Here is a 15,101-nt window from a genome sequence, read left to right as displayed (position 1 = left end):
CCCCGAACCGCCTGCGAAGGTCCCATGAACGGCCCCGGCAGACGCGCGGGCTCAGCGCGGCGCTCCCCGCCAGCCGGAGACCGGCAGGGCGAACTTCGCCACCAGCCGGTCGGTGAACGAGGCGTGGTGCAGCCTGGCCAGCCGCACCGGGACCGCGCCCCGCCGGACCTCGACCCGGGCGCCGGGAGGCAGCTCCACGGTGCGGCGGCCGTCGCACCACAGCACGCCGTGCGGGGTGTTGTGCTGCACCTCGACAGCGAGTACCGAATCGGGTGACGTCACGAGCGGCTTGGCGAACAGCGCGTGGGCGCTGATCGGCACCATCAGGAGCGCCTCGACCTCCGGCCACACCACGGGCCCGCCGGCCGAGAAGGCGTACGCCGTCGAACCGGTGGGAGTGGCGCAGACGATGCCGTCGCAGCCGAACCCGGTGACGGGACGGCCGTCGATCTCCAGGACCACTTCGAGGATGCGCTCGGGCGACACCTTCTGCACGGCGGCCTCGTTCAGCGCCCAGTCGGTGTGGACGACGGTGCCGTTGTTGTGCACGACCACATCGACCGTCATCCGCTCCTCCACCTCGTAGGAACGGCTCACCACCCGGTCGACCACCCGGTCCAGGTCGTCCCGCTCGGCCTCGGCGAGGAAACCGACCCGGCCGAGGTTGACGCCGAGCATGGGCACTCCGGAGGCGCGGGCGAACTCCGCGCCGCGCAGCAGGGTCCCGTCCCCGCCGAGCACGATCAGCAGCTCGCAGCCGTCGAGCGCCGCGGGCGTGGCCTCATCGATGAGCTGCACCTCGGGGGGGAGCGGCAGGTCGGCCGCCTCCGCGCGCAGGACGCGCACCCCCAGACCGGACCGCAGCAGCCCCTGGACCACCAGCTCCGCGCTGCGGATCGCCGCCGGGCGGCCGGTGTGCGCGAGGAGGAAGACCGTCCGCTTCTCCCCCGCACCCGTTCCGCCCGGACCGGCCGGCTCTTCGGCGCCCCCTGTTCCCGCCGTGTCCTCCTCGGTCACCTCGGCCCCTCCCTCACTGCGCGGTCGACATCTGCCGGATCGAGCGCGGGCGCCCCGGCCCGCAGCCACAGAAAGTACTCGACGTTCCCGGACGGACCCGGCAACGGGCTGGCGGTCACGCCGAGCACCCCGAGCCCGAGCTCGGCGGCCTGCCCGGCGACGGTACGCACCGCCTCCGCCCGCAACTGGGTGCTGCGCACGACGCCACCACTGCCCAGCCGCTCCCTACCCACCTCGAACTGCGGCTTCACCATCAGCACCAGATCGGCGTCGGGGCCGCTGCACGCGACGAGGGCGGGGAGGACCAGGCCCAGCGGGATGAACGACAGGTCGCCCACCACCAGGTCGGCCGGCTCCCCGTCGATCGCCTCCAGGGTCAGCTCACGCACGTTGGTGCGGTCCTTGACCACCACCCGCTCGTCGCTCCGCAGGGACCAGGCGAGCTGGCCGTACCCGACGTCCACGGCGACCACCCGCGCGGCACCCGCCCGCAGCAGCACATCGGTGAATCCCCCGGTGGACGCTCCCGCGTCGAGCGCCCTGCGCCCCCGCACGGTGAGACCGAGGGGAACGAACGCCTCGAAGGCACCGGCGAGCTTGTGGCCACCGCGCGACACGTAGTCGGGGTCGTGCCCGTCGTCGGCGACCACGACGGCCGCCGAGGTCGCGACCTGCGTGGCGGGCTTCGTCGCGGTGGTGCCCCCGACGGTCACCCGCCCGGCGGCGATGAGCTGGCTGGCGTGCTCACGGGAACGCGCGAGTCTACGGCGCACCAGCTCGGCGTCGAGGCGGCGACGGGCCACTCCTGCCACGGTCGGTTCAGCTCCTGAGGTCGTACGGAATCAGTGGGCGCGGCCCGCGGAGCCGTCAGGCCGGGCGGACGGGGGCGCCGAGGGCCCCGGGGGTGCGTCGAGCGCGTCCAGCGCCGCCCGCAGTCCCTGGTGTACATCCTCGTACACGGTGAGGTGGCCCTCGGTCGCGAGGTGGTCGACGTCCCCCAGCCGCCCCAGCGCCGCGTCCACCCGTCGCTCTCCGGTCTCCCCCCGCACCGGCCCGAGCGGCGCGGGAGCGGCCGGGCCCGGCGCCCCCTCCCCGGGTGTCCCCGCGGTGCCGCCGGGCTCCTCGGCGCCCTGTCCGGCGGGGCTGCCGCCGTGCGCCGGCGCCTGCTCGTCCGTGCCGTCGTCCATGCCCCGACGCTACCGCGTCACCCTGCGGTAACGTCAGCGCCGATGGCGACGACGCAGGAGTGCCGCGCGGCACTGGACACGCTCTCCGGGCGGCTGGCCGCCGCTCCCCCCGAGGTCCGCTCCGCTGCGGCCCTCGACCGCTCGGTGAGCTGTCACCTCAAGGACCTCGACGTCACGTTCACGGGCCGGCTCCGCGCCGGCGGCATCGAGGTGACCGACACCCTGGCCGGCCCGCACCCGAGGCCGGGCCGCTCGGACACCCATCGGCAGAAGACCGCCATCCGGCTGACGATGTCCAGCGACGACCTGGTCGCCCTGGTCGCCGGTGAACTGGACTTCGCCCACGCCTGGGCCACCCGCCGCCTCACCCTCGACGCGGGCTTCCGCGACCTCCTGACCCTGCGCAAACTCCTCTGATCTGCGCCGGGAGGGCGGCGCAGGCCGGCGCGGCGAAGGCGCCGGACCACTGGGCTGCCGTACGCCACCGCCCGGCAGCCCTACCGGACCGGGGCCGAGAGCGAGGCCGACGAGCACGCACGGGCGTCAACGCGCACGCGACCGGGCACGGGAGGTGGACCGACGCCGGAGCCGGACCGACTCGGGAGCCGGGTCAGCTGCCGTGCCTCCCTCTCCGCGCGTCACGATGGCCGTGAGACACACCGCGTCATGGCCGCGCCCCCGACCGGGCTGCCCGCCCCTTCGGCTTCACCACCCCAACCGCGCCAGCGCCTTCCTCGTGTCCAGTTCGGTGCGGCCGGCGCCGGCCGCACTCCAGACGGCCCCGCAGAGGGCCCTCAGGCCGTCGAGGGGGTTGCCGTCCCCCTCGACGACGATCTCGCCCGCGACCACCCGGGCGTGGACGTCGCCGCACCGGAAGCCCTGCTCCTGCGCCTCCACAGCCGGCTGCCCCGTGAGCAGCCCCCGCAGGTCAGCGTCGACGAACGTGGGCCGGTGCGCCGGAGCGGCCGCGAGCAGTTCGGCCGGACCGGTGACCCCGGTCAGCACCAGGAGCGAGTCCACCCCGCCGTTGAAGGCTCCCTCGATGTCCGTGTCCAGCCGGTCGCCCACGACCAGCGGCCGGTCCGCCCCCGTCCGCAGCACCGTCTCCCGGTGCATGGGCGGCAACGGCTTGCCCGCCACCTGTGGGTCGGCGCCGGTCGCGATCCGTACCACCTCGACGGCGGCACCGTTACCCGGCGCGACACCGCGCCCGCTGGGAATGGTCAGGTCCGTGTTCGACGCGAACCAGGGCACTCCCCTGGCCACGGCGTACGCCGCCTCCGCCAGCCGGCCCCAGGGCATGTCCGGACCGCCGTACCCCTGCGCGACCGCCGCAGGATCCTCGTCCGCCGACTCGACCGGGACCAGCCCGCGCTCCCGCAGAGCCACCCGCAGCCCTTCCCCGCCGACGACCAGGACCCTTGCTCCCGTCGGCACCTGGTCGGCGATGAGCCGCGCCACCGCCTGCGCGGAGTTGACGACCTCGCCGGCCTCCGTCGGGATGCCGAGATCGGTGAGATGCCGGGCCACCGTCTCCGGCGTGCGGAGGGCGTTGTTGGTCACGTAGGCCAGCTTCATCCCGGTCTCCCTGGCCGCCGCCAGGGAGTCGACCGCGTACGCGATGGCGTCCCCTCCGGCGTACACCACCCCGTCCAGGTCCAGAAGGGCCGTGTCGTACTGCTCGCTCAGGGGCCGTGCGGCACCCAGTGGTGCTGTGCGGGGGGTGTCGCTCATCGCGCGTCCGCTCCTTCGTCCTCGGTTTCCCCCCGATCATCGCGCATGCCGAGCAGGCGCATAACATGCACCAATGACCACTGCCGGGCCCACCCCTCACGGACTGCATCTGGAGCCCTTCCAGGGCACCCGCTACCGCCTGGACCGGGTGGACAGCCTCGCCGCGGTGACCTCGCCTCCGTACGACGTCGTGGTCCGCCCGGACGGCCTTCTCCACCTGGAGTCGGCCGATCCCCACAACATCGTCCGCCTGATCCTTCCGCAGGCCGACACCCGTGAGGGCGCTGACCGCCGCGCCGCGGACACGCTCGCCGAGTGGCTGACCTCGGGCGTTCTCGCCCGGGACGAGAAGCCCGCTCTGTACGTCTACGAGCAGCGCAAGGGCGATCTCCTCCAGCGTGGCGTCATCGGCGCTCTCCGCCTGTCGACCCCGGCGGAGGGCGTCGTGCTGCCGCACGAGGACGTCATGCCGCACATCGTCGAGGAACGTGCGGCACTTCTTCGGGCGACCGCCGCCAACCTCGAGCCGCTGCTGCTCAGTTACCGCAGCGAGCACGGCTCCGGCGGCACGGGGGGCATCATCGACCGGACCGTCGAGCACCCTCCTCTTCTCTCGACGACCACGGAGGACGGCTTCTGCCATCGCCTGTGGTCGGTGACGGACCCGTTGGAGATCGCCGCCGTCCAGCAGGACCTGGGTGGGCACCAGGCACTCATCGCCGACGGCCACCACCGCTGGGCCACCTCGCTGCGTATCCGTGCGGAGCACCCGTCCCCCAGCCCGTGGGACTACGCGCTGGTCCTGCTGGTCGACACCGCGCGGCACCCTCTGCAGGTGCGCGCCATCCATCGTCTCCTGCATCACCTCTCGCCCTTGTCGGCGCTCTCCGCGCTCGCCGGCTCCTTCCGCGTCCGCCGTGTCGAGGGCCCCTTGGCCGCGGCCATGGAAGCTCTCTCGACGGCCTCGGCGAAGGGCACGGCGTTCGTCGTCGCCGGGGACGGCTTCCATCTGGTCGACCGACCGGACCAGGCCCTCCTCGACCGGACCGTCCCCGGCGACCGACCGGAGCTCTGGCGCACCCTCGACGCGACCGTGCTGCATTCCACACTCATCGACCACCTGTGGCAGATCCCGGACTCGCCCCAGCACATCGCCTACATCCACGACACCGCTGCCGCCGTCGAGCAGGCGGAACGTAACGGAGGAACGGCCGTGCTGATGCATCCCGTGCAGGAGGAAGTGGTCCGCGACCTGGCCAGGCAGGGCGTCATGATGCCTCGCAAGTCCACTTCCTTCGGACCGAAACCCGCCACAGGTCTCGTCTTCCGCACCCTCCTCCCTTAGCTGTCGCTCCGACTTCGCACGGACGGTGCGCGACCTTCTCGTCACAGACTGTGTATGTGCCGAACGGGCGGGACTCCTCCCGGAGTTCCCGCCCGTTCGACTTTCTCTTCGATTCTCCCCGCGCCGGATCAGCCCTGGCCGGAGCCGTTCTCACGCGGCTCGCCGGTCTCGGACGGGCCGGCGGGCTCGTCCGTCTCCGCGCCGGCGTTCTCGGCCTCGATCCCGGTCCCGGTCCCGGTCCCGGTCCCGGTCACCTGGTCACCTTCGGCGTCGGAGACGGCGGTGCCGGTCTCGACGTCCCCGCTGCTCTCGCCCTCGCCCGAGTCGTCGGTCTCCTCGAGGGCGTCCACGAACTCCACCCCGTCCAGCTCCGCGAGCCGGTCGGAGGCGTCCGTGGCACCGTCCTTGTCGGAATCGGCAGCTTTGGCGAACCACTCGCGTGCCTCGTCCTCACGGTCAGCGGCGAGCAGAGCGTCCGCGTAGGCGTAACGCAGGCGCGCCGTCCACGGCTGGACGGAGTTCGAGGCGAGTTCGGGGCTCTGGAGCGTCACGATCGCAGCGTCCAGCTGGTCCATGTCCCGACGGGCGCCGGCGGCGACCAGGCGCATCTCCACCTGGCCCGCCTTGTCGAGACGGCGCACCTCGGGCTCACCGGCCATCGCCAGCGCCCGTTCGGGGCGGCCCATACCGCGCTCGCAGTCGGCCATGACCGGCCACAGTTCCGCACTGCCCGTCATCCGGCGGGCCGCCCGGAACTCGGCGAGTGCCTCGGAGTACTTCTGGTTGGCGTAGGCCGCGAACCCTGCGGCCTCCCGGACGGCGGCGACACGCGAGGCGAGCCGCAGGGCGATCCGCGAGTAGGCGTACGCCTCCTCGGGCTCCTCGTCGATGAGGCGCGCGACCATCACCAGGTTGCGGGCGACGTCGTCGGCAAGCGTCTTCGGCAGGCTCAGCAGTTCCTGCCGGACGTCCTTGTCGATCTCGTCGCCCGTGACGTCCTCGGGAATCGGCAGCCGCTTGATCGGCTCGCGCTCACGGTCGTCCTCGCGTCCCCGGTAGCCGCCACGGTCGTCGCGACCCCGGTAGCCACCCCGGTTGTCCCGGTCGTCGCGCCGGAACCCGGGACGCCCGCCGTCACGGTCACCCCGGCCCTGGTAACCGCCTCCACGCCGGTCCCCGCCCCGGTCGTCGCGCCGGAAGCCACCCCGGTCGCCGCCACGGTCGTCACGCCGGTCATCGCGGCGGAAGCCGCCGCGGTCGTCACGCCGGTCGTCACGTCGGAACGCCGGGCGGTCGCTCCCACGATCGTCACGCCGGAAGCCGCCACGGTCGCCGTCCCGACGGTCGTCACGCCGGTCCCCACCCCGGTCATCGCGACGGAACCCGCCACGGTCGTCACGGCGGTCGTCACGACGGAAGGCCGGACGGTCACCACGGTCGTCACGGCGGTCGTCACGACGGAAGGCCGGACGGTCACCACGGTCGTCACGGCGGTCGTCACGACGGAAGGCCGGACGGTCACCACGGTCGTCACGGCGGTCGTCACGACGGAAGCCGCCACGCTCACCACGGTCACGGTCGTCCCGACGCGGCCCGTCGCCACGGTCCTCACGACGGAACGGCGGACGCCCACCCCGGTCGTCCCGGTCATCACGCCGGAACCCACCACGGTCGTCACGCCGGTCATCGCGGCGGAACCCGCCACGGTCATCCCGCCGGTCGTCACGGCGGAACGCCGGGCGGTCGCTCCCACGATCGTCCCGCCGGAAGCCACCTCGGTCGCCGTCCCGACGGTCATCACGCCGGAACCCACCCCGGTCGCTGCCACGGTCGTCACGACGGAACCCGCCACGGTCGTCACGGCGGTCGTCACGACGGAAGGCCGGACGGTCACCACGGTCGTCACGCCGGAAGCCGCCACGCTCACCACGGTCACGGTCGTCCCGACGCGGCCCGTCGCCACGGTCCTCACGACGGAACGGCGGACGCCCACCCCGGTCGTCCCGGTCATCACGCCGGAACCCACCACGGTCGTCACGCCGGTCATCGCGGCGGAACCCGCCACGGTCATCCCGCCGGTCGTCACGTCGGAACGCCGGGCGGTCGCTCCCACGATCGTCACGCCGGAAGCCGCCACGGTCGCCGTCCCGACGATCGTCACGCCGGTCCCCGCCCCGGTCCTCGCGACGGAAACCACCCCGGTCGCTGCCACGGTCGTCGCGCCTGCCCGAGCCGGCCCGGTCGTTGTCGCGACGCGGCCCGCCGCGGTACCCGCCCCGGTCGCCGCCTCCTTGCCGACGCTGGTCGCGCTCCGGCCGGTCGTCGGAAGAGTTGGTGGACATCCGTGACTCCTGTCTTCGGTACCGCAAGTCATTCTCGCGCGACCGGTGTTCCGGCGCGCATCGGGAAACAAAAAAGGACCTGTGGTCCCAGCATGAACGCTGGGACCACAGGTCCTCAAAGATTGTTCGGCGGTGACCTACTCTCCCACAGGGTCCCCCCTGCAGTACCATCGGCGCTGTAAGGCTTAGCTTCCGGGTTCGGAATGTAACCGGGCGTTTCCCTCACGCTATGACCACCGAAACCCTTTCAGATCCTCGCCGAAGCGAGGAACGAACAGGGCAGCGAACAAGCACACTATTCAATTGATTAGTGCAGCCGTTCAGCCGACACAACTGTTCGTTGCCTGAGAACAAACACAGTGGACGCGAGCAACTGAGGACAAGCCCTCGGCCTATTAGTACCGGTCAACTCCACCCCTTACAGGGCTTCCATATCCGGCCTATCAACCCAGTCGTCTACTGGGAGCCTTACCCTCTCAAGGAGGTGGGAACACTCATCTCGAAGCAGGCTTCCCGCTTAGATGCTTTCAGCGGTTATCCCTCCCGAACGTAGCCAACCAGCCATGCCCTTGGCAGAACAACTGGCACACCAGAGGTTCGTCCGTCCCGGTCCTCTCGTACTAGGGACAGCCCTTCTCAATATTCCTACGCGCACAGCGGATAGGGACCGAACTGTCTCACGACGTTCTAAACCCAGCTCGCGTACCGCTTTAATGGGCGAACAGCCCAACCCTTGGGACCGACTCCAGCCCCAGGATGCGACGAGCCGACATCGAGGTGCCAAACCATCCCGTCGATATGGACTCTTGGGGAAGATCAGCCTGTTATCCCCGGGGTACCTTTTATCCGTTGAGCGACGGCGCTTCCACAAGCCACCGCCGGATCACTAGTCCCGACTTTCGTCCCTGCTCGACCCGTCGGTCTCACAGTCAAGCTCCCTTGTGCACTTACACTCAACACCTGATTACCAACCAGGCTGAGGGAACCTTTGGGCGCCTCCGTTACACTTTAGGAGGCAACCGCCCCAGTTAAACTACCCATCAGACACTGTCCCTGATCCGGATCACGGACCCAGGTTAGACATCCAGCACGACCAGAGTGGTATTTCAACGACGACTCCACACACACTGGCGTGCATGCTTCACAGTCTCCCACCTATCCTACACAAGCCGAACCGAACACCAATATCAAACTGTAGTAAAGGTCCCGGGGTCTTTCCGTCCTGCTGCGCGAAACGAGCATCTTTACTCGTAATGCAATTTCACCGGGCCTATGGTTGAGACAGTCGAGAAGTCGTTACGCCATTCGTGCAGGTCGGAACTTACCCGACAAGGAATTTCGCTACCTTAGGATGGTTATAGTTACCACCGCCGTTTACTGGCGCTTAAGTTCTCAGCTTCGCCACACCGAAATGTGACTAACCGGTCCCCTTAACGTTCCAGCACCGGGCAGGCGTCAGTCCGTATACATCGCCTTACGGCTTCGCACGGACCTGTGTTTTTAGTAAACAGTCGCTTCTCGCTGGTCTCTGCGGCCACACCCAGCTCAGAGTGCAAGACTCATCACCAGACATGGCCCCCCTTCTCCCGAAGTTACGGGGGCATTTTGCCGAGTTCCTTAACCATAGTTCACCCGAACGCCTCGGTATTCTCTACCTGACCACCTGAGTCGGTTTAGGGTACGGGCCGCCATGAAACTCGCTAGAGGCTTTTCTCGACAGCATAGGATCATCCACTTCACCACAATCGGCTCGGCATCAGGTCTCAGACTATTGCCAGGCGGATTTACCTACCTGACGTCCTACACCCTTACCCCGGGACAACCACCGCCCGGGATGGACTACCTTCCTGCGTCACCCCATCACTCACCTACTACCAGCTCGGGTCACCGGCTCCACCACTTTCCATTCCCCGAAGGGTCCGGAACGGCTTCACGGGCTTAGCATCACTGGATTCAATGTTTGACGCTTCACAGCGGGTACCGGAATATCAACCGGTTATCCATCGACTACGCCTGTCGGCCTCGCCTTAGGTCCCGACTTACCCTGGGCAGATCAGCTTGACCCAGGAACCCTTAGTCAATCGGCGCACACGTTTCTCACGTGTGAATCGCTACTCATGCCTGCATTCTCACTCGTGAACCGTCCACAACTCGTTTCCACGGCTGCTTCACCCGGCACACGACGCTCCCCTACCCATCACAGCCTCCGTTGGGAGTATTGCTGCAATGACACGACTTCGGCGGTACGCTTGAGCCCCGCTACATTGTCGGCGCGGAATCACTAGACCAGTGAGCTATTACGCACTCTTTCAAGGGTGGCTGCTTCTAAGCCAACCTCCTGGTTGTCTCTGCGACTCCACATCCTTTCCCACTTAGCGTACGCTTAGGGGCCTTAGTCGATGCTCTGGGCTGTTTCCCTCTCGACCATGGAGCTTATCCCCCACAGTCTCACTGCCGCGCTCTCACTTACCGGCATTCGGAGTTTGGCTAAGGTCAGTAACCCGGTAGGGCCCATCGCCTATCCAGTGCTCTACCTCCGGCAAGAAACACACGACGCTGCACCTAAATGCATTTCGGGGAGAACCAGCTATCACGGAGTTTGATTGGCCTTTCACCCCTAACCACAGGTCATCCCCCAGGTTTTCAACCCTGGTGGGTTCGGTCCTCCACGACCTCTTACAGCCGCTTCAACCTGCCCATGGCTAGATCACTCCGCTTCGGGTCTAGAGCGTGCAACTCAAACGCCCTCTTAGGACTCGCTTTCGCTACGGCTTCCCCACACGGGTTAACCTCGCTACACACCGCTAACTCGCAGGCTCATTCTTCAAAAGGCACGCAGTCACGACGCACCGAGCAAACTCGATGCGCGACGCTCCCACGGCTTGTAGGCACACGGTTTCAGGTACTATTTCACTCCGCTCCCGCGGTACTTTTCACCATTCCCTCACGGTACTATCCGCTATCGGTCACCAGGGAATATTTAGGCTTAGCGGGTGGTCCCGCCAGATTCACACGGGATTTCTCGGGCCCCGTGCTACTTGGGTGTCTCTCAAACGAGCCGCTGACGTTTCGACTACGGGGGTCTTACCCTCTACGCCGGACCTTTCGCATGTCCTTCGCCTACATCAACGGTTTATGACTCGTCCCACGGCCGGCAGACCGTGGAAGAGAGATCCCACAACCCCGCATGCGCAACCCCTGCCGGGTCTCACACACATACGGTTTAGCCTCATCCAGTTTCGCTCGCCACTACTCCCGGAATCACGGTTGTTTTCTCTTCCTGCGGGTACTGAGATGTTTCACTTCCCCGCGTTCCCTCCACACTGCCTATGAGTTCAGCAGCGGGTGACAGCCCATGACGACTGCCGGGTTTCCCCATTCGGAAACCCCCGGATCAAAGCCTGGTTGACGACTCCCCGGGGACTATCGTGGCCTCCCACGTCCTTCATCGGTTCCTGGTGCCAAGGCATCCACCGTGCGCCCTTAAAAACTTGGCCACAGATGCTCGCGTCCACTGTGCAGTTCTCAAACAACGACCAACCACCCACCACCCCGAGACCAAACATCCCGAGTTCACTGGGGCCGGCAACCGAAGAAACAGCCACAACATGGCCGCTCCCTCAGACACCCAACAGCGTGCCCGACACCCCTCGACCCCCGATCCGTTTTCCACGCCGAAGCAGTACTCACAAAACCAAGCAGACGAACAGTGCCGAATAGTCAACGTTCCACCCATGAGCAACCAGCACCAGACGTTCGCTGATGAACTGGCCCCTGGACCACCAACCCGAAAGCTGGCAGCCAAGAAGTGCTCCTTAGAAAGGAGGTGATCCAGCCGCACCTTCCGGTACGGCTACCTTGTTACGACTTCGTCCCAATCGCCAGTCCCACCTTCGACAGCTCCCTCCCCACAAGGGGGTTGGGCCACCGGCTTCGGGTGTTACCGACTTTCGTGACGTGACGGGCGGTGTGTACAAGGCCCGGGAACGTATTCACCGCAGCAATGCTGATCTGCGATTACTAGCGACTCCGACTTCATGGGGTCGAGTTGCAGACCCCAATCCGAACTGAGACCGGCTTTTTGAGATTCGCTCCACCTCACGGTATCGCAGCTCATTGTACCGGCCATTGTAGCACGTGTGCAGCCCAAGACATAAGGGGCATGATGACTTGACGTCGTCCCCACCTTCCTCCGAGTTGACCCCGGCGGTCTCCCGTGAGTCCCCAGCACCACAAGGGCCTGCTGGCAACACGGGACAAGGGTTGCGCTCGTTGCGGGACTTAACCCAACATCTCACGACACGAGCTGACGACAGCCATGCACCACCTGTACACCGACCACAAGGGGGGCACCATCTCTGATGCTTTCCGGTGTATGTCAAGCCTTGGTAAGGTTCTTCGCGTTGCGTCGAATTAAGCCACATGCTCCGCCGCTTGTGCGGGCCCCCGTCAATTCCTTTGAGTTTTAGCCTTGCGGCCGTACTCCCCAGGCGGGGCACTTAATGCGTTAGCTGCGGCACGGACAACGTGGAATGTTGCCCACACCTAGTGCCCACCGTTTACGGCGTGGACTACCAGGGTATCTAATCCTGTTCGCTCCCCACGCTTTCGCTCCTCAGCGTCAGTATCGGCCCAGAGATCCGCCTTCGCCACCGGTGTTCCTCCTGATATCTGCGCATTTCACCGCTACACCAGGAATTCCGATCTCCCCTACCGAACTCTAGCCTGCCCGTATCGACTGCAGACCCGGGGTTAAGCCCCGGGCTTTCACAACCGACGTGACAAGCCGCCTACGAGCTCTTTACGCCCAATAATTCCGGACAACGCTTGCGCCCTACGTATTACCGCGGCTGCTGGCACGTAGTTAGCCGGCGCTTCTTCTGCAGGTACCGTCACTTTCGCTTCTTCCCTGCTGAAAGAGGTTTACAACCCGAAGGCCGTCATCCCTCACGCGGCGTCGCTGCATCAGGCTTTCGCCCATTGTGCAATATTCCCCACTGCTGCCTCCCGTAGGAGTCTGGGCCGTGTCTCAGTCCCAGTGTGGCCGGTCGCCCTCTCAGGCCGGCTACCCGTCGTCGCCTTGGTGAGCCACTACCTCACCAACTAGCTGATAGGCCGCGGGCTCATCCTGCACCGCCGGAGCTTTACACCATCCACCATGCGATGGACGGTCATATCCGGTATTAGACCCCGTTTCCAGGGCTTGTCCCAGAGTGCAGGGCAGATTGCCCACGTGTTACTCACCCGTTCGCCACTAATCCACCCCGAAGGGCTTCATCGTTCGACTTGCATGTGTTAAGCACGCCGCCAGCGTTCGTCCTGAGCCAGGATCAAACTCTCCGTGAATGTGTACCGGTAATCCGGTCAACAAGCACAAGAGCGGTACGACAAGGAGGAATAGTCCCTGCCGTACACAGCGTCCTCGCTGTTGTATTTCAAAGGAACCTCAACCAGCCAGAAACCTGGATGGTCGGGGTATCAACATATCTGGCGTTGACTTTTAGCACGCTGTTGAGTTCTCAAGGAACGGACGCTTCCTTCGTACTCACCCTCTCGGGCTTTCCTCCGGGCGCTTCCCTTCGGTATTTCGTGTTTCCAACCCTACCAGATCCTTTTCCGTTCCGTTTCCGGTTCGGATTCCATCTCCGGTGGCCGTTGGAGGGCCTTTGCCTTTCGGCTGGGCACTACGTTAGCGGATTCTCTTCGCACCTCATAATCGAGGTATTCGAGTTCAATTCGGAACATGCCGAAAGAAGCCCTGCGAAGGGATCCTGCTGGAGTAGTTGGGTGCCGCCTGAGCCCGCAGAATTGCAGAACCGTGTTCAGCGGCTCGGGCCACGTTAGACCCCTGCCGCAGCAGAGTCAAGCCCGTGGTCGGCGCCGGGGCGTATGGGCCCGGTAGGGGCTGACCGTGCGGTCATCCGCCTGCCAGTAGCGCCAGGGCCTGACGCCGCCTTCCCCGGCCACCCCCGTGCGGGGACCGGTGCGTACCTGGTCCGCGGGGACCGGACTGCCGGTCAGGACGCGTAGGGGTGCCGAGGGCGGCCCGCAGGCGTCCGCGCCGTCCAGGGCCCGGTCGATGTCCAGGGCCGTGCAGAGCCGGGCGGGGCCCTTGGCCAGTTCGCGGTCGTGCCGGGCGGCCGGCCGGCGCGGCCTGGCCAGTTCCGCACCACGTACCACCTCTCCGGCGCGGAGCAGGACGGCGCCCGGGTCGCCGTCCTGGCCGCACACCAGGTTGACGCAGTGCCACATCCCGTAGGTGAAGTAGACGTACGCGTGGCCGGGCGGGCCGAACATCACGTCGTTGCGGGCGGTGCGGCCCCGGTAGGCGTGCGAGCCGGGATCGGTGGGACCCGCGTACGCCTCCACCTCTGTGAGGCGGAGTTCGACGGGGCCGTCCTCGGTGTTGCGGACGAGGATGCGGCCCAGGAGGTCGGGGGCCACTTCCTGGACGGGCCGGTCGAAGAAGGACCGGCTGAGGGGCGTACGGTCAGGGGCCGCGATCATGGCGTCCGAGCGTAGTCCAGTGTGGTCCGCGCGCGCCGTGTGGCGTGCGGGCGAGGCCGTTCGGGGCGCGTACGGAACCGGGCGGACGCGGATAGCGTGCTGTCCGGCAGGAAGAAGACGACACCACAGGCGGGGCCTGGGGGAGGAGCACGACATGGCTTTCAAGCGGCTGCTGGCGAGTCTGGGCGCGGGGGGCGCCTCCGTGGAGACGGTGCTGACGGAGGTGAACGTCGTGCCGGGCGGTGTCGTCCAGGGCCAGGTGCACATCCAGGGCGGCTCCGTCGACCAGCGGATCGAGGGGCTCTCGGTGGGCCTGCAGGCGCGGGTCGAGGTGGAGAGCGGGGACCAGGAGTACAAGCGGGACATCGAGTTCGCCAGGATGCGGCTCGGCGGGGAGTTCCAGCTCGAGCCCGGGGCGGTGCACACCGTGCCGTTCGGGCTGGAGATCCCCTGGGAGACCCCGATCACCGTCTTCTCCGGGCACCAGCTGCCGGGCATGAACATCGGCGTGACCACGGAGCTGGCCATCGCCCGCGCGGTGGACTCCGGTGACCTCGACCCGGTGAACGTGCACCCGTTGCCGGCCCAGCAGGCCATCATCGACGCCTTCGGTCAGCTCGGCTTCCGTTTCAAGAACGCCGACATGGAGCAGGGGCACATCAGGGGGACGCGCCAGCGGCTCCCCTTCTACCAGGAGATCGAGTTCCACCCGCCGTCGCAGTACCGCGGACTGAACCAGGTGGAACTCAGCTTCGTCGCCGACGACCGCGCCATGGACGTCGTCCTGGAGATGGACAAGAAGGGCGGCCTCTTCAGCGAGAGCAGCGACACCTTCCGCTCCTTCCAGGTGGGGCTGCACAACTTCCAGAACACCGACTGGGCGGGATATCTCAACCAGTGGCTGTCGGAGGTCGGAAGCCGGCGCAACTGGTTCTAGGCTCGGCGGCAGACAGGACCGACAGCCCTACT

10 protein-coding genes and 3 rRNA genes are annotated in these 15,101 nt (G+C 66.9%); 3 read left to right on the top strand and 10 right to left on the bottom strand.

Translation table 11 applies throughout. The features are described from left to right. Positions 1-51 precede the first annotated feature (51 nt). From Sdia_RS12445 to Sdia_RS12435, 3 genes are read right to left on the bottom strand one after another with little or no spacing between them, the layout of a single operon-like run. A complete protein-coding gene (locus Sdia_RS12445) occupies positions 52-1,017 on the bottom strand; it encodes an NAD kinase (RefSeq protein ID WP_100458150.1) in 966 nt (321 codons plus the stop codon). Continuing rightward, positions 1,014-1,829, bottom strand: a complete 816-nt coding sequence (locus tag Sdia_RS12440) for a TlyA family RNA methyltransferase (RefSeq protein ID WP_100458149.1) — start codon at positions 1,827-1,829, stop codon at positions 1,014-1,016. The genes Sdia_RS12445 and Sdia_RS12440 overlap by 4 nt, the downstream gene beginning before the upstream one ends. Positions 1,830-1,859: 30 nt before the next feature. Beyond that, entirely contained in the window at positions 1,860-2,204 is a 345-nt protein-coding gene (locus Sdia_RS12435) for a hypothetical protein (protein ID WP_100458148.1), read from the bottom strand. A gap of 42 nt (positions 2,205-2,246) precedes the next feature. Between Sdia_RS12435 and Sdia_RS12430 the strand changes: the two genes are divergently transcribed. Further along, complete coding sequence (locus Sdia_RS12430) at positions 2,247-2,621, top strand: sterol-binding protein (protein ID WP_185392885.1); 375 nt, start codon at positions 2,247-2,249, stop codon at positions 2,619-2,621. A 288-nt stretch (positions 2,622-2,909) separates the two neighbouring features. On the opposite strand, the gene Sdia_RS12425 is transcribed toward Sdia_RS12430, so the two are convergent. After that, complete coding sequence (locus tag Sdia_RS12425; RefSeq protein WP_115068540.1) at positions 2,910-3,938, bottom strand: HAD hydrolase-like protein; 1,029 nt, start codon at positions 3,936-3,938, stop codon at positions 2,910-2,912. Positions 3,939-4,011: 73 nt separating this feature from the next. Here Sdia_RS12425 and Sdia_RS12420 point away from each other — a divergent pair, with 73 nt between their 5' ends. Next, positions 4,012-5,283, top strand: coding sequence for a DUF1015 family protein (locus tag Sdia_RS12420; RefSeq protein ID WP_100458145.1), 1,272 nt, complete (start codon positions 4,012-4,014; stop codon positions 5,281-5,283). A 128-nt stretch (positions 5,284-5,411) separates the two neighbouring features. Here Sdia_RS12420 and Sdia_RS12415 read toward each other — a convergent pair whose 3' ends face one another. The 6 genes from Sdia_RS12415 to Sdia_RS12390 all read right to left on the bottom strand — a co-directional run bounded on the left by Sdia_RS12415 (position 5,412) and on the right by Sdia_RS12390 (position 14,132). Further along, entirely contained in the window at positions 5,412-6,296 is an 885-nt protein-coding gene (locus tag Sdia_RS12415; protein ID WP_189501080.1) for a hypothetical protein, read from the bottom strand. Next, entirely contained in the window at positions 6,233-7,444 is a 1,212-nt protein-coding gene (locus Sdia_RS12410; RefSeq protein ID WP_223123492.1) for a hypothetical protein, read from the bottom strand. The genes Sdia_RS12415 and Sdia_RS12410 overlap by 64 nt, the downstream gene beginning before the upstream one ends. Positions 7,445-7,749: 305 nt before the next feature. Then, a 5S ribosomal RNA gene (gene rrf, locus Sdia_RS12405) occupies positions 7,750-7,866 on the bottom strand. Positions 7,867-8,000: 134 nt separating this feature from the next. Then, positions 8,001-11,122: ribosomal RNA gene (locus tag Sdia_RS12400) — 23S ribosomal RNA — on the bottom strand. A gap of 322 nt (positions 11,123-11,444) precedes the next feature. Continuing rightward, a 16S ribosomal RNA gene (locus tag Sdia_RS12395) occupies positions 11,445-12,971 on the bottom strand. The 16S, 23S and 5S rRNA genes sit together here, the layout of an rRNA operon. A gap of 516 nt (positions 12,972-13,487) precedes the next feature. Further along, the gene (locus tag Sdia_RS12390; protein WP_100453279.1) at positions 13,488-14,132 is read right to left on the bottom strand and encodes a DNA-3-methyladenine glycosylase; all 645 of its coding nucleotides are present in this window, start codon (positions 14,130-14,132) and stop codon (positions 13,488-13,490) included. A 154-nt stretch (positions 14,133-14,286) separates the two neighbouring features. Between Sdia_RS12390 and Sdia_RS12385 the strand changes: the two genes are divergently transcribed. Then, the gene (locus tag Sdia_RS12385; RefSeq protein WP_189500025.1) at positions 14,287-15,069 is read left to right on the top strand and encodes a sporulation protein; all 783 of its coding nucleotides are present in this window, start codon (positions 14,287-14,289) and stop codon (positions 15,067-15,069) included. Positions 15,070-15,101 lie beyond the last annotated feature (32 nt).

It is taken from the genome of Streptomyces diastaticus subsp. diastaticus (assembly GCF_011170125.1).
Taxonomy (GTDB): domain Bacteria; phylum Actinomycetota; class Actinomycetes; order Streptomycetales; family Streptomycetaceae; genus Streptomyces; species Streptomyces diastaticus.
This window is presented reverse-complemented; position numbering and strand designations above follow the sequence as displayed.